The following is a 26,358-nucleotide window of genomic DNA, read 5'->3' as shown; positions in this document are numbered from 1 at the left end:
CTTCTCTTCGGATGCAGACATGGCTTACTCCATCGGCGAATTCGCCAGACTCAGCGGCATCACCGCCACCACGCTGCGGGCGTGGCAGCGACGCTATGGCTTGCTCAAACCCGAGCGTACGGACGGCGGTCACCGCCTGTACAGCGATGAGGACGTTCAGCAGGCGCTGAAAATCCTCGACTGGGTAAAAAAAGGCGTACCCATCGGTCAGGTAAAATCACTGCTGGAACGCCCTGCGCCGCGCCGCGCCAATAACTGGAAAACCCTGCAACAGGCCATGCTGCAAAAGTTGCAGGAGGGGAAAATTGAGTCCCTGCGTCAGATGATTTACGACGCCGGACGCGAATACCCAAGGCCAGAGCTGGTCACTAACGTGCTGCGTCCGTTGCGCAGCCAGATATCGGCCAACGTCGCCGCCGCCATGACGCTGCGTGAGATCCTCGACGGCATCCTCATCGCCTATACCTCGTTTTGCCTTGAGGGCGATAAAAAAGCGCCGGGCGATAACATCCTCATCAGCGGCTGGCATCTGAACGACCCCTGTGAGATCTGGCTTGAAGCTCTGACGCGCACCGGCCAGGGCCACCGCATCGACATACTGCCGGTTCCCCCTGCCGCGCTGGCCCCGGAAATTTTCCCGGACCGCAAATGGCTGCTGGTCACCAGCGGTAAACTTACCGCCGTGCGGAAAAAGCAGGTTGCGCAGTGGCAGCAGCAGGTTTCCCTTGAGGTGATTATCCTCTGATTATTTTCTGCTGAGGCAATCTTCACGAAAAGTTGAATATTTTTTCGCACAGCGAGTGCTAACGTTTTCCTGTCACCGACAACTCAACAGGAAAACACGATGAAAAAGACACTCCCTCTGATGATGCTGGCTACAATGGCTTTCGCGCCTGCCGCGTTCAGCGCCCCGGCAGGCACCCTGAGCGTTCACGTTCTGGACCAGCAAACCGGTATGCCGCCAGCGGATGTGGCCGTCACGCTGGAGAAGCAGGAGCAGGACAAGTGGACCCCGATTGCCAGCGCTAAAACCGACCACGACGGGCGCATCAAATCGCTCTATCCGCAGGATCAGGATATGGCGCCTGGCGTGTATAAAGTGACCTTCAAAACCGCCGATTACTTCCACGGTAAAAAGCTGGACTCCTTCTTCCCGGAAGTGCCGGTGCTGTTCACCGTCACCCGCACCAATGAAAAACTGCACATCCCGCTTCTGCTCAGCCAGTACGGTTACTCAACCTACAAGGGCAGCTGATTGCTCTTGATTTTAAAGACGATTTAAAAATAATCCCGCCAATACTTGGACAAATACGCATTGTTGTGTAACTTTTAGGTATGAGATCGGGAGGTGCACACCATGACAACAAAACCTGTGCTGGGTATTAGCGGATGTTTGACCGGTTCCGCCGTTCGCTTTGACGGCGGGCATAAGCGTATGGGCTTTGTGATGGATGAGCTGGCGCAGTGGGTCGCTTTCCGTCCGGTATGCCCTGAAATGGCTATCGGCCTGCCCACGCCTCGTCCGGCGCTGCGTCTGGTGATGACCACCGGCGGCGAGACAGAAATGCGGTTCAGCAAAGCGCCGCACGATGACGTCACGCAGAAGATGGCCGCATTTACGGCAGATTATCTGCCGAAAATCGGCGATCTGGCGGGTTTTATCGTCTGTGCAAAATCCCCCAGCTGCGGCATGGAGCGCGTGCGGCTGTACGACGAAAACGGCAACCGGGGCCGCAAGGAGGGTGTCGGGCTGTTCACCGCCGCCCTCCTTGAAACTTTCCCCTGGCTGCCCGTCGAAGAAGACGGTCGCCTGCACGATCCGGTACTACGGGAAAACTTTGTTGAGCGCGTTTTTGCCCTCCACGAACTGAACGTAATGCGTAAAAATGGCCTGACGCGTCGTGCCCTGCTGGACTTTCACAGCCGCTATAAGCTTCAGCTTCTGGCGCACCATCAGGCAGGCTACCGTGAAATTGGTCCGTTCGTGGCATCACTGCACGAGTGGGACGATCTGGACGCGTTTTTCGTGGCCTATCGCGACAAGCTGATGACCATCCTGAAAAAACCCGCTTCGCGGAAGAATCACACTAACGTGCTGATGCACATTCAGGGCTATTTCCGTAACCAGCTGAACAGCCGCCAGCGCGGAGAACTGCGGGATGTGATCCTGCATTACCGGGACGGGCTGCTGCCGATCCTCGCGCCGCTGACGCTGCTTAAGCATTATCTGGCTGAATACCCTGACCGGTATCTGATGACGCAAAACTACTTTGATCCCTATCCTGATGATTTGGGTCTGCGTCTGGCCGTTACCTGATAAGAAAGAAGCGAAGGCCCTGTTGACCCACAGAGGCCCAAAGCAGTACCCCGTTTAGACGACACCCTCACTGTCGTCTTTTTTTTGCGCTCAGCGTAAAATACTGTAATTCTGTACAGGTTAAGCGTGCACAGCGGAGTACCCCGATGATCAAAAATTTGCATATTCAGAACTACCGCTCAATTCGCGATATGTCGCTTGAGCTGGAACAGCTCAATATCGTGTTCGGCCCCAACGGCACCGGAAAATCTAATATTTATAAAGCGATTTACCTGATGCACAGCGCGGCGCAGGGGCAATTCTCCCAGGCGCTGGCGAACGAGGGGGGAATTTTGAAAGTGTTCTGGGCGGGCAAAACCCGCAGCGACCAGCTACGACGCATGAACCTGGCGGTGGAAACGGAAACCTATGAATATGAGCTTCAGGTCGGGTTCGTGGAAAAGCTGCCCTACCCCTCACAGTTTCAGCTCGATCCGGTGATCAAAGAGGAATCTATCTGGCTCGGCGGACAGCACCGTCGCCCGTCGTCACAGCTGATGAAGCGTAAGAACCAGGCCGTATTCCTGAACAACGTGCATCACGAAAAAGTGACCCACAGCGGTACGCTGTATGAGAACGAGTCGGTGTTCGGTCAGCTCGGTGAACCGCACCTCTACCCCGAAGTGTCGCAGATGCGCGAGTCCCTGCGTAACTGGCGATTTTATCACGAGTTTTCCGTCTCATCCGGCTCGGCGATCCGTGCCCCGCAGGTGGGCTTTCGTTCCCCGGTGCTGGCCAGCGACGGCGCGAACCTGGCCGCCGCGTTTCAGACCATTGTCGAAATTGGCGACGAGCTGCTGCTGATGCGCATTCTCGACCAGGCCTTCCCCGGCTGCGTGTTTTACAGCGACAACACCGGCGGGCGCTTCCGCATGATGATGCAGCGCGAGGGGCTGAGCAGACCGCTGGAACCGGCAGAGTTCTCCGACGGCACGCTGCGTTTTTTGTGCCTGGCGGTGGCGCTGTTAAGCCCGCGCCCTCCCGCATTCATCGCCCTCAACGAACCGGAAAACAGCCTGCATCCGCAGATGCTGCCCGCTCTGGCAAGCCTCATTGCCGAGGCCAGCCGCTACTCGCAGATCTGGCTCACCAGCCACTCGCCGGAGCTGGCGCAGTTGATTGAGAAGCACCGATCGTTTTCGCTGTATCAGCTGTCGATGGCGGAGGGGGAGACGAGGATGGAGAGGCTGGGGTAAGTCTATGTTTCTTACATCCATTTTAGCCAATCACCATCTCATGGTCGCCATCAACGACGAAGATGATTTCCGTCGGTATATACCTTTGGCGAATTCTGCGCTCGCGACAGATTATCCAATTTATTATTGCCAGTTTCTGATGCCAGGATAATCTGTAAACGTTGGTTATCAGATGAGAAAATTAAAATGGATATTGCACTTTTCCCTGGTCAGAACGTCCGTGCATGGGCTGAAACAATGATAAATCTTGAAGCCCGCAAGCTAATCAATACTGCGAATATTGTCGGAGGGCAACATCTCAGCGACGGACTCGCACGGATTAAATTTATGGATGATATTCGGCAGTTTGTGATGCAACAATTTAGTGCTACCCGGGCGGCCAGAAGTGATGAGGAGTGCATGAAATGCCTGAAAAACATTCGGGCTGAGAACGAAAGTCTTCTTGAGCAAAGCAGAATGCTTCGCTCCCGTACAGCTCAGCTTTTTGCTCAGATTGAACTGGTTAGAGAAAATAACAAAGTCGTCGGTTACGTTATCTCATCGATTAAGGTTGTGCTTTCAGGGTTACAGATTGTTGCAGGTGTTGGTGCAATGATGACAATGAATCTAGTGGGTGCGCTTGCAGGAGCGATTCTGGTTATTGATGGTGCAAATGCCATTTCAAAAGAAATTAACAGAACGCTTCAACATCAACCAAACTCCGAAGGTATGCTGGCAGATGGCGTCATGGATATCGCTCAGTTTATGGGATTTAAACGTGAATCAGCACTGGGAGTATTCAACAGCGTAAGCCTGGCAGCAAGCGTCTATACGGTATTTGGCGCCATCCGGAAACCCGAATCATGGCGTCTGTTTCGCTATCTCCCGCTGGATTTCTACCGCAAGGTCGACGGAATGAATCGCGCAGCGCTCACTATGAAAATTGTCGGCTGGGGTGTCTCTGCAAAAGTCTCGTTTGATTTAATTTCTAATGCGTCTGGACAGAACTAATATATTTCTTTCTGAAGCGCCAGGCTTTGTAGGTAATGATCGGGGGTTGAAAAAACCAGGCAATAATCAATACGATGACAAGAGAAATGCCTCCGGAAACAATATTATAATGTTCAGCGAAAAAAAGAAGCGCCAGGAAAATCAGGGCCACAGCCGCAGTAATACACAGAACCATGATAAATCGCTTACCTAACTCAAGCACCACCTCGAGCAGGGATGAACCATAACGGCTAATGTTTCGGTTCAGGTACGCTAATTCTTTTACGGTGAAACCTGATTCAAGTAACTGCGTTTCAATATTGCTCATGCCACTACCTTTTCTTCTGGAAAGTAACGTGGATTATCTTAACCGGAAGAGAAGTGCTTGTAACCCGTCTGATGCATACCCATTGCCGCCAGCTTTAAAGGCAAAGAAGCCGCCCACGTCTTTTATTCCATCGCGCCAGCATTATTTTTCGCTGCAAACGGCTTAATGCGAAACGTCTTGCGCCACTCCGCCGGGCTGACGCCAAAGCGCGCCTTAAACTGCTGCCGATACGTCACCGCTGATAAAAACCCCACCTGCCCGGCGACGTTTTCGATTGGCAGGTTGCCGGACTCCAGCAGGATCTGGCTGCGCCGCAGGCGCTCGGCGGTAAGCCAGTCGGCAACGCTCATGCCCGTCGCCTTGATAAAATGGCGGGTCAGCGTGCGCCGGCTCATCGACACCACTTCCGCAAGAGAGTCCAGGTTATGCGGTTCGGAAATATGCTGCTGAAGGTAGTCAATCAGACAGTTAATCCGCCCATCACGGGTATCTTTCGGCACAGGTTGCGCAATAAACTGCGCCTGCCCGCCCTCTCGGTGCGGCGGGACGATCATCCGGCGGGCAATCTGATTGGCGACGACGCTGCCAAAGCGCTGGCGGATGATATACAAACAGCAGTCGAGCGCGGCGGCGGTACCCGCCGAGGTAATCATATTGCCGTCATCCACGTAGAGGGCGTTGATATCCAGTCGGACGTCCGGAAATAGCGACTGGAACTGGCGTTCAAACTCCCAGTGAGTGGCGGCCCGTTTGCCGCTGAGTATGCCCGCATAGCCCAGCACAAACGATCCCAGACACAGCCCAACAATTTCCGCCCCGTTGTCTCTGGCCTGAACCAGGCTGTCGAGCAGCGTCTGAGGCGGGCGCTCCAGAACGTGCTGCCAGTAGGGTACAACCACAATTTCAGCCGATGCGATCGCGGAAAAATCCTGCGTCGCATGCAGGGCAAAACCGTCTTTCGAGTTCAGGAATCCCGGTTTTTCAGCGCAGATCGTGACGTTAAAGCGCTTTTCCCCGGATACCGTGTCGCCAAACAGGATGCAGGGGACGGAGTAGTGGAACGGGCTAAACCCGTCCACCGCGACAATGGCAACGTTAATAAGCGGCATCTGTCTCTCCTGTCCCCTTTAACAGTCAGAATATAACGGTTTCGCCGTCCTGGGGAATGCTCACCGCGTCACCTGCCTCGTTGGCATCAACATACTCGCGCAGCGCGCGGCGGGTCAGCAGGCAGTGGTTGAGAGCTTCCATATGGGTCGCGACAAGCTGCGCCTGTGGCAGCTGGAAGTGGACGTTCAGCACATCTTGCTCGCCCATGATAATTGGCCCGAAGCCAATCACATGCGCATAACCGGCATTAAGCACCACCACATCCGGCTGGTGTTTTTGCAGGTCGGCGGCCACCTCTTCACGCCAGATCGTATCCCCGGCGATATAGAGCGTCTTCTCATCCGGGTGGCTGAAGACCACGCCGCAGGCTTCGCCTAGCCGTTCTGCCAGTTCCGGCACCGCGTAGGCGCGGTCAGTACCGTGCTGGCCGCCGTGGGTTTTCACTATCCGGATATCGCCGTACGTTGTTTCCCCGGTCATGATCGTCAGGTTGGTAAATCCCTGGCTGCGCAGCAGCGCGGCATCGCTATCATTTTGCACGTAGATCGGCTTGCCTTTGGCGATCAGCTCAACGGCGTACTGATCCCAGTGATCGGCATGGGTATGGGTGACGATCACCGCGTCAGCATCCAGAAGCGTTTGAACGTCAACGGGAAGATCGACCATCGGGTTGCGAATATCAGCCCGCGCCGTGCCGGGAAAACCCGGATAAGTGCCTTTTGGCGCCAGCATTGGGTCGATTAAAAAGCGTTTTCCCGCGTAAGTGATCAGCTGGGTGGCATTGCGAATTTGCGTAATGTTCATGGGCTATCCTCCGGTTGGTATGAGAAGGAGAATAGCCCCAGGGTGCCGTTAAGAATGTGGGCTAAAGGGCGATGATCGATGAAATCGGGTCAATCGATAAACCGCTTGCGCACCCTTTCCAGCGGCGCAATCAGCAGATTGATAAGCGGCTTACGATCGATAACGATATCGGCGTTCACCGTCATTCCGCCCATCAGCATGCGCTTTTTCTTGTCCGGGTCGGTAAACCAGGAGGGGACGCGCACTTTAGCCAGGTAGTAGTTCTGCCCTTCCTGGAGCGGGATCAGCGCCGAATGGGCATCAATGTTTACCTCATAGAAATCGGACAACGTCGCCTCCACGGAACCGTATTTGTCCACGGGCCACGAGTCGAAGCGCAGCTTGACCTTATCGCCTTTCGCCACGCGCCCCACCCCCGTTGCCGGAACATACAGGTACCCCTCCATCGTCGCCGCGGTATTTTTACGGATCACCACCACCACCTCGCTATTTTGCGTAATGGCCCGGCCAGGCGGGAAGTTAATCGCCACCACGTAACCATCGGAAGGGGCCAGCATCGCCATGGTGGAACTTCCCCGGCTGGACAGGTTGCGGTCAATTTCGCTGATGCGGTTTTTCACATACAGCTGCTCTTCGCTCAGAGAGTCAATTTGCGACTGGGTGCTGTCGGTCAGGCTGGTTTTTCGTGCCTCAAGCTCAAGAATAGTGCTCTCCTCCAGCGTCAGGTTGAGCTGCGCATTGAGCACATCGTTGTGGCTTTTATCGAGATCCACTTTGGAGACATAGCCCTTCCCGGAGACGGATTTCCACGCCTCGTAGGTGTCGGTGCTGTTTTTTAACAACGCGCGCAGCTTCTTCACCTTATCGCGGGAAACGGCGATCTGCTTGTCAGTGAGAGCCAGCTGCTGCGCCAGATTTTTGCGATACGACGCAATCGAGTCCTCAATGGCCTGGATGCGCTGCTCGCTGCGCTTCTTCTCCGCTTCCATCTGCTGGCGGTCAAACTGCACCACCGAGCCCTGCTTGCCGCCATAGTCCTGCGACACGGTGAACAGCGGATCGTTTTCCTTCACGTACTGACCTGGCCGTACGGCAAAATCCACAAGCGTACCGGACTCCCGGGCGCGGACTTCCACATCGCCCTGCGCCGGGATCAGCACCCCGCGTGCCAGCGTGGTTTCCGAAAAGTTAAAGACAATCGCAAAGACCAGCAGGCAGAGAAAAAAGGTGATGAACAAGGTCAGCACGGCTTTCAGCCGTGGCGCGTTGATGTGATAGCTTTTTGAGAAATGATGCGGGATCAGCGCCCGCCGCTGTCGGCTTCGGTTTTTTAATTTCACGATATGTCATCCATGATAAATCACTGAAAGATCGTCCCATGCACTCCAGAGCGTGGGGGTTTTGCGCAGCGCGTTCAGCGTGTCGGCGGCGGCCTGACGGTAATCCTCTGGCGCATACGCCTGACTCTCCAGCCCAAACTCCGCCGCGTGCAGCGAACAGATCGGCAGCAGCGTTCGGACGCTGTAGCCATAGCGCGATAAAAACCGCGTTGAGACGTCCGTTAACCACGCCTTTTGATCCCCAGCCTGGGTGGAGAACAGCGGCGCATCCGGCAGGCGTTCGTCCATCAGCAGCACCGTCACCAGGCGGTGAGGGGCGAAAAACGAGCTGGCGCGTCGGCCTTCGTGCGCGGCCATCAGCTTATGCAGCGCAGGATGACGGGTAATAAACTGAAAGCGCACATCGGCTGGCGCGGTGGCGAGCAGCGCATCCACGATCAGACCAAAGCCCGCCCAGCGCATTCCCAGAAGCAGGGTGCGAGATGAACTGTAAAACGCCTGCTCCTGCGTCCACTGCGCCACGTACGCGTGCAGATCGAAGCGGACGTTGCGCGCCCAAAGCGCGGGCGGGAAGATCTGCTCCACGAAGTTAAACCCGCTCAGCTCATGGGCGTTCTGATGCAGAAAATCAGCCGGGACATCGGCCTCCGGGCAGCGCATAAACTGGCTGTAGTTTTGCGTGATCCGGTTTGCCAGCAGCGTGCGTCCGGCCTGGCGCGCGCAGAGTCGCGCATAGAGACGCGGCAGAAACATCATTGCTCATTCTCCCGCAGGGTGCCGTTTTCCATGGTATAGAGACGCCCCTGGCAGCCCACCACGTCCGGCGAGTGGGTAACAAACACCAGGCCAATTCCCAGGCTACGCAGGTTCGCCAGCACTTTCTGCGCGGTCGTTTTATCCAGGTTCGCCGTCACTTCGTCGCACAGCAGAAGCTTAGGCTGGCTGTACAGGGCGCGCGCCAGAACCAGACGCTGCATCTCCCCGGCAGAGAAAAAGGTATTCCCCGGCAGCATCTCCGTTTCGTAGCCGTGCGGCAGCCGGGCGACGACGTGGTCCACCTCCGCCAGCCGACACGCGGCAATGACCTGCTCTTTATCCGGTGCGCTGTCAAAGCAGGCGATGTTGTCCAGAATCGAGCCGGTGAAGAGAATATCGTCTGCATGGACGATGCGGATGTGCTGACGCAGCGAGGAAAGATCGCACTCCTCAATGGGGATCTTATTGATCCGCAGCGTGCCAGACGATGACAGCAACATGCCGGAGATCAGACGCAGCAGCGTGGTTTTTCCCGACCCGCTCTGGCCCACAATCACCGCTTCTTCGCCCTGCTTCAGGGTCATATTGATATGCTGTAGCGTGGCCTCCCGGCCAGGATAGGCAAATGAGACATCCTCAAATTGCAGACAGACCGGCGAGGTGACAATCCGCTTCCCAAACTGGCTGGTTTCAGAGGGGGCAAACAGCAGGTCGCCCACGCGATCCAGCGGCCCCTTGAGGGCATTTTTGTCCAGCAGCTTCTGCGCCACCTGCACCATGGCATCGGAAAAATAGCGCTTATAGCTGATATAGGCGTAAAGCATCCCGATGCTCATCTGCCCTTCCAGGATCAACCACGCGCCAAAGCAGACCACCAGCAGCTGCTCGGCATTGATCACCAGCAGTGAAGCCACGTCAAAGCGGGCCAGCAGCCGCTCTTTACGCATCAGCCCGGCGATGTGTTCGCGCTGGGATTTATCCATCACCGCATCCCGGGCCTGCTCCATATTGTTCGCTTTGAGCGTAATGATCCCTTTCTGCGTCTCCACCAGCAGGGATTCATACTGGGCGGTGCGCTCGATGGAGTCATCCACCGCGCGTTGATAGGGGCCGATCAGCGAAAAGCGGATCAGGAAAAACACGCCCATCAGCAGCATCGTCAGCAGCGCAATTTTGACGTTATACAGCAGCATAAACAGCAGGCTGGTGACGGCGATCAGGCTGGAAAAGAGAATTTGCACGTAACCATTGCTGATGAACTCCGCGCAGGCGTGGAGCGATTTCTCAATAGCCAGCACGATGCCCGGCGGGCGCGAGCGGAACCAGCTGGTCTGGGTGCGCAGCATGTAGTGGCGCACGGACTGGCTTAAATCGTCATAGGCAATGTTACGCATCAGGATCTCAAGCAGCTGCTTGAGGAATTTACCGATGACTTCAAAGATAAAGACAATAGCGAAGATCGCGGTGAGCAGGATCACCAGATCGCTGTCGCTGCGGGAAATGGCCTCATCCATAATCAGCTGCACGTAGGTGGGGCTTGCCAGCATGGTGATGAGGGTAAAAATACAGAGCACAAACAGCAGCAGCTGGCGCTGGAACAGGCTCGGGGATTTATTGGCTAACCGGCCAAGCGTGAGCTTTTCATCCGGGGATTTCTTTTTGAAGCACGGCGTGGGCTTAAGCTCAAGAACATAGCCGGAAAAGAGTTTTTCCGCCTCTTTCAGACGGTAACGACGCACGCCGCTGGCGGGGTCGTGAACGGTCACGCTGCGGCTGTCGATCTTCACGATGACCACGAAATGGTTGCCGCGCCAGAAGGCGATGAGCGGCAGCTCAGACGTTTCTATTTCAGTGATTTCGCCTTTAAGCACCCGGCCAGACATATTTTTATCGCTGGCAAGGGTCATCAATTCCGCCATTGAGGTTCCCGCATCGGCGGAAACGGAAATCTCCCGGCGCAGCTGGCTGACGGAGACATGGTGGTCGTAGTGCCCCAACACCATCGCCAGGCAGGCCAGTCCACATTCGGTAAATTCATGCTGGCGAATAACAGGGGTCTTACCCTGTTTTTTATACTGAAAGAGCGAAAACATAATGATCCGTGGCTGAAATAAAAAAATGGCCCGGCAATGCGGGCCATGCGTACAACGTGCTTCTCGCTTAGGCGCTGAAGAAACCGCCGATGAAGCCGCCCACCAGGCCGAACACGCCGCCGATGGTGCCGCCCAGCGCGCCTAACATCTGGCTGCCCGCGTTATAGCCCGCGCTTGCGCCCTGAATAGCGGCAGCAAACGGATCCCAACCACCGATGATGGCCTGTGCTTTTTTGAAATCGATAACTTGCATGAGTCTTTTCCTGTTAACGTGAATTAGTTGTAGCTACCAACCAGCGCACCCAGGAAGCCCATTGCGCCACCCAGAATTCCGCCAACCACACCGCCAACCATGCCCATGATGCTTGCGCCGGTGTCGTAACCCAGCTGTGCACCTTTAACCAGACCAGCGAACGGGTTTAACGCGCCACCGATAATGTCTTTCGCTTCTACGAATGAAATCGCTTTCATTTTTATCTCCTGTAGTGATGGATCTTTAGCATGATGCTAAAGGCTAATTTCCTTTTATGAAGGAAAGCGGTTGCTACGGGCAGGTGGTAAGCGGAATGATTTTATTGCCATAAATAATCATCCGCCTTGCAGCCTGCCCGGCATTATCTATTTCCAGCCGTTGCCCCGGCGGAATATATTTTGAATTGTTGTATTGCGTACTGCACCCGACCGAGGAAACATATTTAAAATAGGTATTCCCGGTATTACTCACCACCCCGTTGCTAAACGCATAATCAAAATGTCGTGTCCATGGACGGACAATCAAAATAGCCTCAAGCGAGACCACCACATCCGACTGGATGCGCTGGCCTTTGCGCGTGATAACCTTTGCCTGGAGCGGCGTCTCGGTGAATTTTACGCGATAGTATCGCTCTTTGTTGTCATGCGGGCCGGTATAATAAAATTTAAAACCCGCGCGTTCACCGCTCCCCAGCGTTAATTGCTTAGGCGAATACATGACTTCGCCATCTTTTATTTCGGTTTCTTTTCCCTTCTCTTTAGGAACGTCTACCTGAATAAGCGAAACGGTATAATTCTGACGTTCGCTGGTATCGTTTTTTATCGGCTGAAAAACAACTTCTCTTTCGGGAAGAAAATCAATATTCAGACTTTCGATAATTAAAGCATTTGCCCCTGTGGAAATGAAGCAATTTATTGCAAAAATAGCCAGGAATTTTCCAGTCATGGTTGATTAATTCAAGGATGCGCTAACATCTATTCTTCCCTGCGCGGTCACTTCGCCAAACCAGCTATTTCCGTCATAGGTGGTTTTCGATACCGGATTATCCATAACGAACTGGAGGATCAGCGGTGTTTTCCAGAGCCACATATCGGTCACGCCGGAACTCATTTTGTCCCACTCTTCCGCATGGGTGGCCGGTGCCGGGATCGACAGTACTTCGCCTTTACAGTTGTGCGCCATAAGCGTCTGGCTTTTCCCCACCAGCACGTTGCCCGGAATGGGAACCGTGAAGCCGTTGCCGCTAAAGGCGCAGTAGTCCACCCCATTCAGGCTTTGGGTAGGCCCGGTGACTTTTACCGTGACCGCAATCGCCGCATCTTTTTGCGCCCCGCTGTAGGTGATGGTGTAGGGGATTTCAATGGGCGCTTCGCCGATAATACCTTTCCCGGACCCGCCCAGACCGTCAGGATCGAGGGTGTAATCCGGGTTGTCTGGCACAATCTCCAGCCCGGGCTCGATAGGGTTAATCACCAGGCCGCCCCCCGGCTGGAAGCAGAAATCCGCCGCCAGCGAGCTGTTGCCGGGCGTCAGACACAGGCTGACGATATTGCCAATGTTGCTGCCGTCCCCCGCCTGCGCCACGCTCAGAATTAACGCTTTCGGCAAAAAGATTTTAAGGGACGCTTTGCCGCCGTTTTTCTGCGGCGCTGCAAGGAAGGTGTTCGCCAGGACACGCGTATCGCTCAGGATACCGCCGGAGATACTGTACCAGGTGTTTTCATCGAAGGTCAGCTCGGCGGCAAGCCCGGTGCCGCCGCTCATGTGCGATTGCAGCACGCTGTTGACGCGGGAAGAGGTGAGCGCCAGCCCCCCGTTGTAACCGGAGATATCCTCCCCAACAAACGTGTATTCGAGCAGGTCGCACAGGACGCCAGAGACCGTGTTGCGGGTGTATTTGGTGCAGGTGGCCCCCGTTGATCCATCGACAATCGTCACCTCACCGCTGATCGGATCAATCCCCAGGTTAAGCGCCCTGGCGTTGGTCATGGTCAGCGTGCCCACCTTGTGAAGCGTATTGGTGGTGGTCACTTTGTTGATAGAGCTGATTTGCGGCGTGGAGGTGATGGTCACTTCATCCCCTGGCGCGGCGTTGAGCAGATAGTTAAAGAACGGATCGCCCAGTACCCAGCGCCCGTATGACGTGCCGGGCTCCATCACCGGCGGCTTAACCACCATCGATGTGTCGGTATAGCTGGTCGTCGGGGTGTACCCCGTGTTGCCGCAGGACGAGGAACACGCCGTCCCTTTGAAGAACGGAGAGGCGCTGGAACCGGTCACCGAAAAGTCGATGGTCAGCGCGCTGCCTGCCGGACCGCTGTAGCTGTTGTCCGGGATGTAAGTGGCGATACCGTTATTCGTTTTCGCACTCAGGGTCGGCCACTCGCGCGAACCGTGTAAAAACGCGGTCGACGTGCTGTTCAGACTAAACAGCCCCGCGCTGTTTCCCGTACCGTTATTGTCCGGGTTATTAATGGCTAAATAGGGCAGCTCCTGCGCCTGGGCCGCCGCGCTCATCAGCAGTAAATTAAGAGCGAATATCTTTTTCATCGTCACGTTCCTGCGTTCCTTTTGCTTCCTGCCAGACAAAATCGCCTTTGTCGCAGGAGATGTCCCCGAGCCACAGCGCACCGCGGTTAGACTCGATGTCCAGGCGCACTTCGCAGACGCTGTCGTCCGGCGTGGCGATACTCAGGACAGGGTTGTTCTTATCAACGTCGATCACGAAGCGTCCGTCGTTTTCCGTCCGGGTCAGCCCGACGTGGTTTTTGATCTGCATGGCGCCAACCGGGGCCCCGTTTGCATCCACAAGACGACCAAACAGGGTGACGATTTTCTTCACCTGCGGCTTCATCACCACGGTATTACCCGGATAAACCGTGATATGGCGACGCGCATTCGCGCCAATCTCATAGCTTTCCGTACCGGTTTCACTGTTCATCACTTCCAGGTCATAAGCCTGGTATGCCGGCAGCGACAGCCAGGTCTTATCCCCTTTGATGCGTTCTGCCCGGCCGTTAAGCTTCAGGGTCAGCGCTTCATCAGATTTGAGACCGGTACTGACAATCACCCCTGCGCTTTCGGTGCCTTTCCCGGCGGCGATGGCCTCTTTGGACCAGCCCACGCTGCCGTCACTGGTCAGCGTGGAGTTCCAGCCTTTACTCATGCCGCTCTGGACGCTGAGGATGTTGCTGTTCCACGGCGTGTCGAAGTTCACGCTGCCGCCGCCGCTTACGCTGCGATCCTGGCGGCTGTTAAAGGCTTTCGAGACGTTGGCGGTAGCCGATTTCAGGTAATCGCCCTCAAACTGGCGGCTGGCGCTGACGTTCAACGCCGTGCCGGTATCGCGATTGTGGGAAACGCCAACCGACACGGTATTGCCGAGCGGTATGGCGAAATCGAGCATTACGTAACGATCTTTCTCTTCGTAATACCCGTCGTATTTGTTGCGCGACATCCCCACCCGCAGGCGCGCCGTACCGTAGCGACCGGCGTATAACCCCTGGGAGTAGTCCAGCTGATAGCGTTTATAGCGATAGAGGTCGTCTTCCTGACGCATCAGGCTCAGGTTGCCTGCCGAGGGCAGGCCGAATGACGGCAGGCTAAAGGAAGCGCCCCAGGTGTTGCCCTTGCTCTCATAGATATCCAGGAACTTGCCGCTGGAGAGCTGTTCATGGGAGTACCACACCGAGCCGATCTGCCACGGCAGGCTGAGATTCGCCCCATAGTTGGCGCGATACGTTCCGTCGGAGGCGGCCATGGTCTGGGTATTCACCGAGAAATAGCCCGTCAGGTTCAGGGAGGCCCACAGCTCGCTGACGATGTGTTCCCGCATCATGTAGGTAGAGGCGTTCCAGTCGACCATCCCGCTGCGCTTGCTGAACGAGGCTCCCACCAGCGACATGGTGTCTTTATGTTTGGTGTCGTAATCGTAGTAGTAGGTGTTATCCTGCTCGTTTTTGCGTTTCGCGTATTTTTTATAATTGACGACGGATTTATCGCGGCTATACATCCCTCCCCACATCTGCCAGCGCAGCGTTTCCGACACGTTGCTGGAGAACGGTTTATTTACGGTGTACATGCTGCGCGACACGGTGCGGCTTCCGCTCACCACTTCAACTTCGACGCTGTAGATCCCGTAGGGCAGGCTGCTGGTGTCAATTTCATGGTTGCCGACGTCAAAGCGCTGAATGCCGATAAGCTGCCCGTCACGACGAATACGGGCCTCGCCCGCCGTGGGAAAATAGACCACCACCGGCGTCAGAGAGAGCGTGTTATCGCGCTTGCGGGAGTTGGCCTGGTTGCCCATGGAAACGCCGTAGACTTCACCGCCGGAAATCCCGCTGACGCTCGCCAGAGACTGCATCGCCCAGCCGTTCAGCATGCCCGCGGCGTAGCGCATCCCCTGATAGTCGCGCTCCCACATAACCGCGTTCATCTGGGTATCGCTGCTGTTCTCGTTGACGTAGCCAGAGCCGTCGATCAGGACATGATCGACGCCCATTGAGATCCAGTTTCTCGCGTTCAGATAGCCCGACGACCAGCTGTCACCGTAGCCGCTCTCGGTGTGATACGCTCCGAGGTTGTAGGAGAACGTGCCGCTCAGGTCGTCAGACTCCGGCGCATCAATGTCCACCTCACGCGGGCGAATATTCACCCCGTAGTCGCTCTGCGACAGATTCAGCAACAGGCGCATTTTTTTCTGATCCAGTTCGAACGCCGAACCCGCGCTAACCGGAATACGCATCTGGTCATCAAACTGCTTATCGTTAATGCTTTGCAGTAACGCCCGCATCTCTTTTGACAGACGAATGCCGTTATCAGACTCCTGGACCTGAACATCCCTCAGCCCCAGCTTCAGATCTTTTGCAAAGAGCGTCACGTCACCGATACGAACATATTCGCTCGCCGTGCCTTCGTGGTTCCCTTGTTGTGCTGAGTGTGGACGCGTATTCACCAGATAGACGGGAATTTTGATCCCCTGCTCCAGCAGTGCATAAAGCGAGTCGGGAAAACGGTAATTAGCGATAACCACGGAGCTTGAGGCTGCATGCGCAAGCGCGGGCAGCGTGCCGGATGCGCAAGCCATCATCACCGGCAACACTAATTTATTTTTCACCATGCATCCTTACTTAACAGGAATGAACTGTTTCAGGTCCCATATTCCGAGATGAAAATGGTTATCCGTAACGTTGATATCCTCGATAGCGCGCGAGGTCTCTGGCATCAGGTAGAAGTTTTTGCTACACGGCGTGCCGGGGGATTCCGGATTCGGCTTCAGGCAGGTCCCGGTCGCATTGACGCGAAACGAGGTGTTCCCTTTATTGGTTATTTTTCCCGCCACATAGACGAAATCAATCTTCTTATCCCGGGGCTGAACCACCAGAATGGTGCTCACCACCGCACGCGTCATCCCGGTGCCGTTTTTTGGCGAACCGCTGTCCACCTCTTCGCTTACCCCTTCATCCGTGAAGGTAATGCGGTAGTAACGCTCTTTGTTATCGGCGTTCCCGTGATAGTAAAATTTGACGATATTGCTGGTACCGGCGGGCATTACCATGCGCGTGGGCGTCAGCAACAGTTCGTCCACTTTCTCCGGATTAATGACGATCCCTTCATCCATTGGGCTGCTGATCCGCTGTGCGCGAACAGAAACAATACGCACGCTGTCTGCTTCGTTTTTTATTTCCTTGGCGGTGGAGTCAGCATCCGCAGAAATAATGGTGGTGACTTTTCCCACATTAATGGCCAGCGCGGAGGAAGAGATAAATAATAAAAATAAGAAGGTGGATTTGAGGTTAAACATGCTATTTCCCTAAACAGGGGCTTGCGCCCCTGGATCGATCAGGCCTTAGCCCCAGGTTGCGCGGAACGCAACAGACACGGTCCCTTCCCACAGGCTGTTGGTCAGGTCTTTGAACTCTTTCGCAGTACCCGCGTTGTCCTGAGCGGAGTCAACGTAGAAGACGAATTTGTCCTGGCCGGTAATTTCGGTATCTGCCGCCGCGCCTGCGCTGGTGGTCAGGTTCCACAGGCCAGAAGAGACGCCGGTGTTAGAAGAAGAATCAACCAGCGTGGTCCATGCGGTCGATTTCGCCCCCACGGTGCCACCGATAGAGCCCAGGTCGTTACCGCCCCAACGCGCACCCACTTTCAGCTTGGTCGCTTCACCACCCACGCTGAACAGCGTGTTGTTTGAATCGTCGAGGATAGCTTCGAGTTTGAAGCTGGTCGCCGTAGAGTGATCGCCACGGATAGCCACATCAAACAGACCGGTATCGGTGTTGAAAGATTTGGTATTGGCGCTGTAAACGAAGTTCAAAGCACGCGTTGGCGTAACAACCAGATCGGATTCGCTGTCTTTGGTCGCGGTTGCCTGCCAGGTGGCAGAAGCCGTGGTTTCAGCTGCATTAACTGCGCTCAGGGCAGAAACAGACAGCAGGGAGCCCAGAACGATAGCGTTCAGTTTGTTCATTTATTTAGTCCTTCAAAAAAGAATCCACGTGTATAAAAAGGGGAGCCCCTTTTTCGAGGCGGAGTATAGACAGCCGCAAAATAACGAGGCAATACAGAAAAATTCACTCGACGGAGAGTAACAATAAAAATATAAATAAATTTCTCGTATCTTATTGTTACGTATTGAGTAAATTACTCAATTTCCCGAGCAATAGATAAATATCGATTTTTCAATAAAGAGAAATATCAGGACGTCGGGACAGCCACACACATCATTACAGGCAACACCAGCCCCTTAATTAACCACGCATGTTTTTTTACGCTGGTAATATAGAAGAAGTTGATATTATCAAGTAACATTTCGTTTACAACGCCATCCGGCGCCGCATCATCTTCAGATTTATTCAGCTTTTTATCCTTAATATAAAAGATATTGCTGCCGTCGACTTTTTCCACGCTGAGCGTGTAATTTCTGTCAATCAGGTAGCTTTTGCCCTCTTTCTTGAGTACGCCTTTATGAATAACCGTCACAACATCTTTGTTGTTAAACAGGAAAAGCGTGGTTAGCGACATATCGGTTGACTCACCCGTGGAATAGGTTTTCCAGGAAATGGTATCTGACTGGCAGCCAAACCCCTCATCCTGCGTTCTGGTAAAATAGACCCATAACAACGCGATGACAGACAGCGCCAGTACGATACTGAACAGTACACTCATTTTAGTCCTTGACATATTTTAACTCCCGGTCAGGCTTCTGTAAGAAATGCAGTTCTTATAATCGTCGATACTGTCCTGCTGATAACAGATGGCCAGGAAATAATTTTCTATCTGCGACTTTTTAAACCTGGAATAGTAAGCATCTGCAACCTGATGTTGACAGTCGATATGTTGACTGGCGATGACCTCTTTTACGTGATTAAAGTAGTGCTGTCGCGGCTGATACATATTCTTATCGATCAGGTATATCGTACACCTGTCCACTTTACCGAGCAGATGCATATCAGAATCTTTCAGGCTCTCGGCATAGGAATCCCGCTGGTGCAACAGTAAAACAGCGGTGCCGGTAACAATAATCAGTAATAACGTGCAGAGAGAAATAAAGAGTCTGTGCAGCGATATTATTTGTTTAGGCGGATCGGCATCTTTCTTATGCGCTAGCGTATCGAATGCTTCAGAGGCAGATTCTTCGCTAAGCGTTGAAATAACCGGCGGCCTGACCGTGTGGTGTTCAATATGCGCAGCAAGGCTAAATCCCTTGCCACGTATCGTTTTTATCAGTAAAGGGTCGCAGCCTAATGTACGAAATGCTTTTCTGATTTCACTTATGGCAACATTTAGACTCACCGAAGAACCAGAGAAACCATGATCCTCCCAGACCTTCTTTATCAGGTCGTCTCTGTCGAGTGTTTTACCATTATTGATGATAAGTTCATAAAGCAGACGACCCGCCTGGTTAGATAACTTAATGGATGACTCTTCCTCTCCATTAATCATGATCATACCGGTGTCGACTTCATAAAGCATTGTAAGATCAATGAGATACTTCATATTATTATTACGCCATTGTTAAATTTTTGTGCATTTGCCAGGCAATAATAAGTCTAAAGTTTGTGTGGTCAAGTCGCGTGATATTAATTGAGAGATGAATTCATAAAGCTTCATTAATTAACGATTATTAAAGCATTAATAAAAATCTTCGAACTAACGCATTTAGGTTAAAACATTAAAAAAAACATACTGACAAGATTATAATCTTAAACTTTAGAAGTTGTTGGAATAATGTTTTGTTATGTACTTTTTTAGTGCAACATAATATCGTCAAAGCATTCTCCCGAGTCGCCATGCGTCTAGCCGGTACATCAGGGACATGTGTAGCCGATTAACATTCATTTTAAATAACACAAATCTTCATGGAGTTTATCATGTTCAAATCGATCATGACCGTATCACTGCTGGCCGCCGCTATTGCCTCTACCAGCGCAGTGGCCGCAGACAATTCGGCGGGTGGTATCATTAACTTTACCGGCGCTATTACCGATACAACCTGTACCATTAACGGCGGTAAAAGCGCGGACTTTACCGTTGCGCTTTCCCCTATTTCGGTAAAAGATGCGGGCACCACGGTTGGCCTGATCACCCGAAATAAAAAATCTATTGCGCTGACATTCTCTGGTTGCTCACCAGCAGCCGGAACGACCGGTACCCCGCTGAAAGTTTATTTCTCCAGCGCGGATAATATTTCCACTGACGGTAAATACCTGCTGAATAACAGCGTGAACGAAAGCGATGCCAGCGTGGCACGTAATGTCGGCTTTGCGTTAGTGGAGCCAGGTTCGTCTACGCCTATTACCCTGAACCAGCCTTACACGACAAATATTATGGGTACAGCGACCGCGCCAGATTCCGAAACGCTGACGCTGGACGTTTATTACTATAAAACAAACGCCGCTGCCGCCACCGTGGGCGAGTTAAGCTCCAACGTAACGTATACCATTTCCTACCTGTAATAGTGATTATTCAGGCTCTGTTTTCGCAGAGCCTGTATTTAAGGTTGCAATCATGCGCAAGGCAATTTTGCTGGCAGGCTTACTGCTAAGCACGGGTCACTCATGGGCCAATATTGTCATTAATGGCACCCGTGTCCTTTATCCTGAAAATAACAAAGAGGTGATCGTCCAGTTAATGAATACGGGCGATGCGCCGGCTCTGGTACAATCCTGGATAGATGACGGTGATATTAATTCCACGCCGGAAACAGCCAATGTGCCGTTTCTGTTGTCGCCGCCGGTGATAAAGGTTAACGAACATAATGGTCAACAGCTTCGTATTAAAAAGCTGCCGTCCAGCTTGCCTGCGGATCGCGAATCCGTCTTTTTCCTGAATGTCCTCGACATTCCGCCCAGACCTGAAAATCTGCAAAACCAGAATACCGTTCAGCTGGCGATTAAATCCCGTATCAAACTTTTTTATCGGCCCGCTGCGCTGAAAGGCACGCTGGATGACGCGGTGGCGAAACTGACGCTCGCCGCCGACGGCGATCGCTTTCGCATTACAAATAACAGTCCGTTCCATATTACGGTCGCCAATATTTCGCTGGGTAAAACGAAATTGCTCCAGGAGTCCCCGATGGTTTCCCCGTTTGGGCAGCTGACGGTCGCCGCCAAAAATACGGTTAAGCGCGGACAGACCTTCCAGCTGATGTATGTGGACGATCTTGGCGCGTATAAAACCCGGACTTTCACCAGTCAGTGATCGGAAAGACTCACCATGAAAATGAAACAAAACAGACTCTGTCTGCTGGCAGTCTGCACGCTTCTGCTTTCGCATAAATCAGGGGCCGTCTCGTTTGATCCCTCCCTGCTTGCTGGCGCATCCGGTGAGTCCGATCTGTCTCGCTTTTCCGAAAACAACGCCATGCCTGCCGGCAGTCAGGAGATGGATATCTACGTAAACGGCAGCTGGAAGGGACGTTATACCGTCATCTACGGCGAGCAGCGTGACGACATCCGCCTTGCCTGGAAAGATGCCCGGTCGCTGGGCATCAACACCACGTCCGTGCCTGCGCCCGCCATTGCGCACGGGCAGGTCCAGCTGCGCGATCTGGTTCAGGGCGGTGAAGTCAAAACCGATACCAGCACCCTGAGTCTGGCGCTTACCGTTCCGCAGGCGGCCGTGCAGCGTACTGAAGAAGGTTACATTGCCCCCCAGTTCTGGGACGAGGGGATCCCGGCGCTGATGCTCTCGTGGAACACGACCTGGTACAACACCCGCGCGAAAGGCACTGCGAAAGACACAAATGATGATTTTTATGCCGGGCTGGATTCCGGCGCCAACCTGTTCGGCTGGCAGTTTCGCGACAGCAGCGCCTGGCGGAAAACCGCCAGCGGAGAGAGTAGCTGGCAGAATAATACCCGCTACCTGCGCCGTCCCCTGGCCTCGCTGAAATCCAACCTGACGCTGGGTGACTTTTATATTCCTGGCGATCTGTTTGATTCCCTGCGCGTGCGCGGCGTGTAGCTGGCGTCGGATATGAAGATGCGCCCAAATTCACAGCAGGGTTTTTCACCGGTGGTTCACGGCGTGGCAAGGACGAACGCCCTGGTGAAAGTTATCCAGAATGGCAACGTGATCTATCAGGAGAACGTGCCGCCGGGCCAGTTTACCCTCGACAGCATTCAGCCTACCGGGTCCGCGGGCGATTTGCTGGTGGTGGTGCGTGAAGCGGACGGTTCACAGCAGTCCTTCACGGTGCCGTTTTCCGCCGTGCCCGGGATGCTAAAAGAAGGGGTGAGCCAGTACAGCGTAGTGGCGGGTAAAGTGCATCAGAACACGCTCGATGCCGAACCCGCATTCATGCAGGCCACGCTGCGCTACGGGTTTAATAACCTCATCACCGGGTATACCGGGACGATTATTAGCGATAACTACCAGGCCGGGCTTGTCGGTACCGGGTGGAACCTTCCTTTTGGCGCGGTTTCGTTTGATGTCACCCACGCCAAAACCACCCTACAGGATCGCACCAGCAGCGGTCAGAGTTATCGCGTGTCGTACAGCAAATTTATCGATACCACCGCCACCAACTTCACCCTGGCGGCCTATCGCTATTCCACTAAAGGCTATTACAGCTTCAGCGACGCGCTCTATTCGCGCGAAGGGTATCAGCGCCTGAGAGCGCAGTACGACGACTATGAAGATCGGTTTGGCGTTGCGCCCGACATGTCGCTAAGCACCTGGGACGCCCTGCGCGCGGCGCAGCCCAAGAATACCTTTACGCTTAACCTTAATCAGCGCCTGCTCAATAACTGGGGCACGGTGTTTGTCTCCGGCACACAGCGCGATTACTGGAACTCACAGCAAACCACGCGCGAATATCAGATGGGCTATTCCAACGCCATCGGTCGCGCCAGCTATACCCTGTCGGCCAGCCGGGTACGGAACAGGGACAGTGAAGAAGAGACGCGCCTTTACCTCTCCCTCAGCCTGCCGTTCTCGCTGTTTGATAATAATGCGTGGATCACCTCCAGCCTGACGGCCAGCGATTCGCATTACGAACAGAGCAATATCAGCATGAGCGGGAACGCGCTGGCGTCGAACCGCCTGAGCTATACCCTCTCCGGCAGTAATGCGCGTGGGGGTAAAAATGCGGCAAGCGTTAACGCCGCGTACCGTTCGAACTTCGCGACACTCGGTGGCTCTTACAGCGAATCCTCCGACTACCGCCAGACCGGGCTCAGCGGGCGCGGAAGCCTGGTGGCCTACCCGTGGCACGTTCTCGCCTCAAACGAAACCGGCACAACCATGACTATCGTCGATGCGCCAAAGGCGGAGGGACTGATGGTGAACGGCGATGAAAGCATTATGACGAACCGCGATGGCGTGGCGCTGGTGCCTTACGCCACCCCGTATCGCAAAAACGCCATTACGTTAACCGAAACGGAAAACAGCGCTGGCGCGGAGGTGATCGGCAATATGGCTAACGTGGCTCCTTACGACGGGGCGGTGAGTTATATCCGCTTCGAAACCGATAAGCGCCAGTCATGGGTACTTCATGCGACGCGCACCGACGGTAAACCGCTGCCGTTTGGCACCGAAGTGCTGGATGAACACGGTGGATCTGTCGGGTATGTCGGCCAGGCCAGCGTACTGTATATCCGTGCTGAACAGCCGCCACGCGCGCTCAACGTGCATCTCCGCAGCGGAAAGTGCGAAATCTCCTCCCCGGCCTGGGGGCTGAACAGCCCCTCATCGGTTTGCCATTAATTACGGATTATCAAAATGTTACGATCATTCATGTTCCTGCTCCTCACCAGCATTAGCGGGATGAGCTATGCCACCTGCTCCGGCAGCAGCATCGTTTATGGCACACCGATTACCATTGATTTATCGGATAAGCTGAGCCCGGCCACGCCCACATGGACCGGCAGCTTCAGCACCCAGTACAGCGGCTCGTTCAACTGTACGACGGGTAACAGTGAATTTTCTTACACGCCGATCCTCTCGACCGACAGCAAATACGCGACCATCCTCGGGTTCAGCAATAACAAGTATATGGTGCGGGCGGAGATCACCGATCCCCCGGCCAATAAAACCCTGTCTGCCAGCGGTAGCCATACGGCGTCTGAGCTGAACACACCGTTTACGGTTCGCTTCACCCTCGTTAACCAGAGCGGTACCACCCTGACGGGGGATACGGCGAACATGAGCGACGTTCTGTTCGTCAGCGACATGAGCGGGTTATCCATCTGGGAAATCATCACCTGGCCAATCAATCAGGTCATCAAGATAGCGCAGTGGTTATTCAGCGGGTTCAAGTGGCCTTACGACAACCGAGATATGTTTGGTCAACCGATGATCATCAAATACGCGCCGAAACTGACTACCTGTTCCTTTGATAATGCGGGGCTGACCGTGGCGCTGCCGACGCTCGGCATTCCCCAGCTCAGTGCATCCTCACAGCCGGGGCTGACGCCTTTTTCACTGAACATGAGCTGTCAGAACGTCGGGGTTAATGGCAATTCCGATCGGGCAATTGAGATGTTTCTGTCCAGCACGCAGCTGCTCTCAACCGACAGCTCGGTGCTGATCGACAGCAGCAGTAGCGCGGCGCAGGGCGTGGGGCTCCGCCTGATAAAACGTGACGCCCCGCAAACGCCGGTGACCTTCTCTACCTCAACCACCAGCCGTGGCAACGCCACGATGATTTTCAGCGTGGCGGCTGGCGCGGCGCTGGACGAACATTTCACCCTTCCGATGGCGGCGTACTATTACGTGTGGGCGCCCGCCCAGGTGAGCCAGGGTAAGATCAATACATCGGCTACGCTGAATATTATCTATCCCTGATGTGAACTATTCCTCCATCTTTCCAACCGCTTGCACATACTTAATCAGTTCGCTGTGGTTGGAAAGATTCAGCTTTTTCATTGCATTGTGTTTCTGTGTCGCAATGGTACTGACCGAACGGTTTCGATGACGGGCAATCTCCGTCGTTGAAAATCCTTCCACGATAAGATGAAGCACCTCCCACTCTCTGGCCGAGAGGATGGAACGCGCCCGGGAGCCGGACCGCATTACCCGCCTGAGCCACGAAGAGATCGACGGTTTTTGCCCGTCCGCCATGAGCAACGCGGGTAATTCCTTTTTCAGTTCAGTCAATTCATCCTGCTGACTGATGGTTAATTCAAATTTCATCTCCAGAACTTTTTTTAACAGCCCGTAAGGCAGCTCGGGCACCAACAGAACACGCCTGACGTGATGGGTTTTACATAAAGATGTAAAACGGCTGCTGACCTCCGCACTCCACTCTTTATGATTAAGCAGATAATTAAATTCAGTGAAGAAAACATCCACGTTATTATCCGCCACCGCCGCCAGCGCCTGTTCTGTGGAATCGACCTGAGTAATGTTCAGTACGTAATCGGGTAAAAGATCCTGGAGCGCCCGGAATATTATCTCTTTAAATATATTTATTTTGTAAAACACCATTACCCTTACGATACGTTCAGTATTATTCATGTCTTTTCTAAATTCTCGTGACCGGAGGAAAATGATAATAGTTTATGTACTCACCACTCACAACCTCTTCGCGCCAGGATTTTATCCTTCTCAGGCTTAAAAATCTGAACAAGGACATTAAATTCATAGAAAAAATTCTATTTTATTCTGCACGCCGTTTCCCCTCGCAGATAAAGCCCTGTCGATAATCCTGCCACGATCACAATTTTTCTTACAGGAACAGCAGTAAATCACTGAAAAAGCGGTGGATTAACCCCATTAATCAACCTTCTGATGCTTATTATCCGCTCATTTACAGAATAAAAATCTGGCATGAATATTATTAGAAGATTAAAACAATTGCATATACCATTAAAACCATTTTTCAATTTTATCTTCCGCTAATAATTGGCTTCAGCTTTACTCGACGGTTTGTATTGGCTTACATTGATGCCATCGCATCGCGTTATTTAAAAAGTGCTCGCTATTCTTTTAATAAGAGAGTGCGAACCGCCATTTTCTCTTATATGGACTGTTTACTCAGCGAAAGGAGAATGCCAATGCAAAATAAAAAAACAATTCACGTTGCCGTTGTTGACAGCTGCGAATTCACGATGATTGGCCTGCAATCGCTTGGAAAGCGTGAGCCTGATGAAAAACACGACGTTATTTTCCATGGATTTACCCATATCGAAGAACTTGCTATGAGTGAACAACTCTTTGATATCATCATTTATGATCCGTTGAATACGCGTCATTTCCGGGTGACGACGAATGACGACATTCTCTGTATTAAACAGAAACAAGTTACGGCGAAGATCTATATCTATTCGTTATCCGCTGGCTATTTGAAATTCAAACATGTTGATGGAGTCATCAGCAAAAGAGTCTCCCTGGGGGATATCAAAGCGCTGTGGCAAATACTGATGAGCCAGACGCCGCAAGAGTCTGGCCGTTACAACGTAGGCATGACGACCCGCTTACGCACCCCGGCGAGGTTGTCCAGCGAGGAGGCCAGCGTATTGCGCGGCTATTCCTGTAATCTCAAAACCAAGCAAATCGCCCGTCAGCTGGGGTGTAACGTCAGGCTGGTTTACTTTTATAAGAACAACGCCATGAACAAGCTTAAGGCCGTGCGTGGCCCCTCGTTTTACCAGAGCATTCGCTGGATCCTGAATTAAGAATTTGACCGTGTGTCGTTTGCCT

25 protein-coding genes and 1 pseudogene are annotated in these 26,358 nt (G+C 53.5%); 10 read left to right on the top strand and 16 right to left on the bottom strand.

The window, feature by feature from the left end:
* Positions 1–19: 19 nt before the first annotated feature.
* From ACQG1Y_RS00440 to ACQG1Y_RS00420, 5 genes are all read left to right on the top strand, one after another.
* Positions 20–745 (top strand): MerR family transcriptional regulator, encoded by a 726-nt coding sequence (locus ACQG1Y_RS00440; RefSeq protein ID WP_062939078.1) that lies wholly within the window; start codon positions 20–22, stop codon positions 743–745.
* A 99-nt stretch (positions 746–844) separates the two neighbouring features.
* Positions 845–1,255 (top strand): hydroxyisourate hydrolase, encoded by a 411-nt coding sequence (gene uraH / locus ACQG1Y_RS00435; RefSeq protein WP_045141760.1) that lies wholly within the window; start codon positions 845–847, stop codon positions 1,253–1,255.
* A gap of 102 nt (positions 1,256–1,357) precedes the next feature.
* Positions 1,358–2,317 (top strand): YbgA family protein, encoded by a 960-nt coding sequence (locus ACQG1Y_RS00430; RefSeq protein WP_032646730.1) that lies wholly within the window; start codon positions 1,358–1,360, stop codon positions 2,315–2,317.
* A 146-nt stretch (positions 2,318–2,463) separates the two neighbouring features.
* Positions 2,464–3,552, top strand: a complete 1,089-nt coding sequence (locus ACQG1Y_RS00425; RefSeq protein WP_033487005.1) for an AAA family ATPase — start codon at positions 2,464–2,466, stop codon at positions 3,550–3,552.
* Positions 3,553–3,738: 186 nt separating this feature from the next.
* Positions 3,739–4,542, top strand: a complete 804-nt coding sequence (locus tag ACQG1Y_RS00420; protein ID WP_368740450.1) for a DUF4225 domain-containing protein — start codon at positions 3,739–3,741, stop codon at positions 4,540–4,542.
* On the opposite strand, the gene ACQG1Y_RS00415 is transcribed toward ACQG1Y_RS00420, so the two are convergent.
* The 15 genes from ACQG1Y_RS00415 to ACQG1Y_RS00345 all read right to left on the bottom strand — a co-directional run bounded on the left by ACQG1Y_RS00415 (position 4,520) and on the right by ACQG1Y_RS00345 (position 19,209).
* The gene (locus ACQG1Y_RS00415; RefSeq protein ID WP_033487007.1) at positions 4,520–4,849 is read right to left on the bottom strand and encodes a hypothetical protein; all 330 of its coding nucleotides are present in this window, start codon (positions 4,847–4,849) and stop codon (positions 4,520–4,522) included. The two genes, ACQG1Y_RS00420 and ACQG1Y_RS00415, sit on opposite strands and share 23 nt — an antisense overlap.
* Positions 4,850–4,971: 122 nt before the next feature.
* Positions 4,972–5,958: a GlxA family transcriptional regulator gene (locus ACQG1Y_RS00410; protein ID WP_033487008.1), complete on the bottom strand. Its 987-nt coding sequence runs from the start codon at positions 5,956–5,958 to the stop codon at positions 4,972–4,974.
* A gap of 25 nt (positions 5,959–5,983) precedes the next feature.
* Positions 5,984–6,763: an MBL fold metallo-hydrolase gene (locus ACQG1Y_RS00405; RefSeq protein ID WP_058685445.1), complete on the bottom strand. Its 780-nt coding sequence runs from the start codon at positions 6,761–6,763 to the stop codon at positions 5,984–5,986.
* Between the two features lie 89 nt (positions 6,764–6,852).
* On the bottom strand, positions 6,853–8,103 hold the full coding sequence (locus ACQG1Y_RS00400; protein ID WP_017693988.1) for an HlyD family secretion protein: 1,251 nt from the start codon (positions 8,101–8,103) through the stop codon (positions 6,853–6,855).
* A gap of 6 nt (positions 8,104–8,109) precedes the next feature.
* Complete coding sequence (locus tag ACQG1Y_RS00395; protein ID WP_033487009.1) at positions 8,110–8,859, bottom strand: hypothetical protein; 750 nt, start codon at positions 8,857–8,859, stop codon at positions 8,110–8,112.
* Positions 8,856–10,952 (bottom strand): peptidase domain-containing ABC transporter, encoded by a 2,097-nt coding sequence (locus ACQG1Y_RS00390; RefSeq protein ID WP_033487010.1) that lies wholly within the window; start codon positions 10,950–10,952, stop codon positions 8,856–8,858. The genes ACQG1Y_RS00395 and ACQG1Y_RS00390 overlap by 4 nt, the downstream gene beginning before the upstream one ends.
* Positions 10,953–11,019: 67 nt before the next feature.
* Positions 11,020–11,205 carry a hypothetical protein gene (locus ACQG1Y_RS00385; RefSeq protein ID WP_001196016.1) on the bottom strand — a complete coding sequence of 62 codons (186 nt, stop codon included), beginning with the start codon at positions 11,203–11,205 and terminating at the stop codon, positions 11,020–11,022.
* A gap of 23 nt (positions 11,206–11,228) precedes the next feature.
* A complete protein-coding gene (locus tag ACQG1Y_RS00380; RefSeq protein WP_013094846.1) occupies positions 11,229–11,423 on the bottom strand; it encodes a hypothetical protein in 195 nt (64 codons plus the stop codon).
* Between the two features lie 73 nt (positions 11,424–11,496).
* A complete protein-coding gene (locus ACQG1Y_RS00375; protein ID WP_006812468.1) occupies positions 11,497–12,150 on the bottom strand; it encodes a hypothetical protein in 654 nt (217 codons plus the stop codon).
* Between the two features lie 6 nt (positions 12,151–12,156).
* The gene (locus tag ACQG1Y_RS00370; protein WP_426736534.1) at positions 12,157–13,755 is read right to left on the bottom strand and encodes a receptor; all 1,599 of its coding nucleotides are present in this window, start codon (positions 13,753–13,755) and stop codon (positions 12,157–12,159) included.
* Positions 13,733–16,327 carry a CS1-pili formation C-terminal domain-containing protein gene (locus tag ACQG1Y_RS00365; protein WP_040117024.1) on the bottom strand — a complete coding sequence of 865 codons (2,595 nt, stop codon included), beginning with the start codon at positions 16,325–16,327 and terminating at the stop codon, positions 13,733–13,735. The genes ACQG1Y_RS00370 and ACQG1Y_RS00365 overlap by 23 nt, the downstream gene beginning before the upstream one ends.
* Positions 16,328–16,333: 6 nt before the next feature.
* Positions 16,334–17,011: a pilus assembly protein gene (locus tag ACQG1Y_RS00360; RefSeq protein WP_015570085.1), complete on the bottom strand. Its 678-nt coding sequence runs from the start codon at positions 17,009–17,011 to the stop codon at positions 16,334–16,336.
* 45 nt (positions 17,012–17,056) lie between these two features.
* Positions 17,057–17,680: a common pilus major fimbrillin subunit EcpA gene (locus ACQG1Y_RS00355; RefSeq protein WP_003860995.1), complete on the bottom strand. Its 624-nt coding sequence runs from the start codon at positions 17,678–17,680 to the stop codon at positions 17,057–17,059.
* Positions 17,681–17,907: 227 nt separating this feature from the next.
* Positions 17,908–18,378: a hypothetical protein gene (locus tag ACQG1Y_RS00350; protein ID WP_017383656.1), complete on the bottom strand. Its 471-nt coding sequence runs from the start codon at positions 18,376–18,378 to the stop codon at positions 17,908–17,910.
* An 18-nt stretch (positions 18,379–18,396) separates the two neighbouring features.
* Positions 18,397–19,209 (bottom strand): winged helix-turn-helix domain-containing protein, encoded by an 813-nt coding sequence (locus ACQG1Y_RS00345; protein WP_015570087.1) that lies wholly within the window; start codon positions 19,207–19,209, stop codon positions 18,397–18,399.
* Between the two features lie 374 nt (positions 19,210–19,583).
* On the opposite strand from ACQG1Y_RS00345, the gene ACQG1Y_RS00340 reads away from it, so the two are divergent.
* The 4 genes and pseudogenes from ACQG1Y_RS00340 to ACQG1Y_RS00325 all read left to right on the top strand — a co-directional run bounded on the left by ACQG1Y_RS00340 (position 19,584) and on the right by ACQG1Y_RS00325 (position 24,501).
* Positions 19,584–20,168 (top strand): fimbrial protein, encoded by a 585-nt coding sequence (locus ACQG1Y_RS00340; protein WP_017383657.1) that lies wholly within the window; start codon positions 19,584–19,586, stop codon positions 20,166–20,168.
* A 52-nt stretch (positions 20,169–20,220) separates the two neighbouring features.
* Positions 20,221–20,913 carry a fimbrial biogenesis chaperone gene (locus ACQG1Y_RS00335; protein ID WP_015570089.1) on the top strand — a complete coding sequence of 231 codons (693 nt, stop codon included), beginning with the start codon at positions 20,221–20,223 and terminating at the stop codon, positions 20,911–20,913.
* A gap of 15 nt (positions 20,914–20,928) precedes the next feature.
* Positions 20,929–23,421, top strand: a pseudogene (locus ACQG1Y_RS00330) (fimbria/pilus outer membrane usher protein).
* A 15-nt stretch (positions 23,422–23,436) separates the two neighbouring features.
* Complete coding sequence (locus ACQG1Y_RS00325; protein ID WP_032103777.1) at positions 23,437–24,501, top strand: fimbrial protein; 1,065 nt, start codon at positions 23,437–23,439, stop codon at positions 24,499–24,501.
* Between the two features lie 6 nt (positions 24,502–24,507).
* On the opposite strand, the gene ACQG1Y_RS00320 is transcribed toward ACQG1Y_RS00325, so the two are convergent.
* Positions 24,508–25,143: a LuxR C-terminal-related transcriptional regulator gene (locus tag ACQG1Y_RS00320; protein ID WP_015570092.1), complete on the bottom strand. Its 636-nt coding sequence runs from the start codon at positions 25,141–25,143 to the stop codon at positions 24,508–24,510.
* A 569-nt stretch (positions 25,144–25,712) separates the two neighbouring features.
* Between ACQG1Y_RS00320 and ACQG1Y_RS00315 the strand changes: the two genes are divergently transcribed.
* Positions 25,713–26,333, top strand: a complete 621-nt coding sequence (locus tag ACQG1Y_RS00315; protein ID WP_015570093.1) for a LuxR C-terminal-related transcriptional regulator — start codon at positions 25,713–25,715, stop codon at positions 26,331–26,333.
* The last annotated feature ends 25 nt before the right edge of the window (positions 26,334–26,358 follow it).

Source organism: Enterobacter cloacae complex sp. 397G4 (assembly GCF_050031515.1).
In the GTDB taxonomy this organism is placed as follows: Bacteria; Pseudomonadota; Gammaproteobacteria; order Enterobacterales; family Enterobacteriaceae; genus Enterobacter; species Enterobacter hormaechei_C.
The sequence above is the reverse complement of the archived record's forward strand: the minus strand, read 5'-3'. Positions and strand labels throughout refer to the sequence as shown.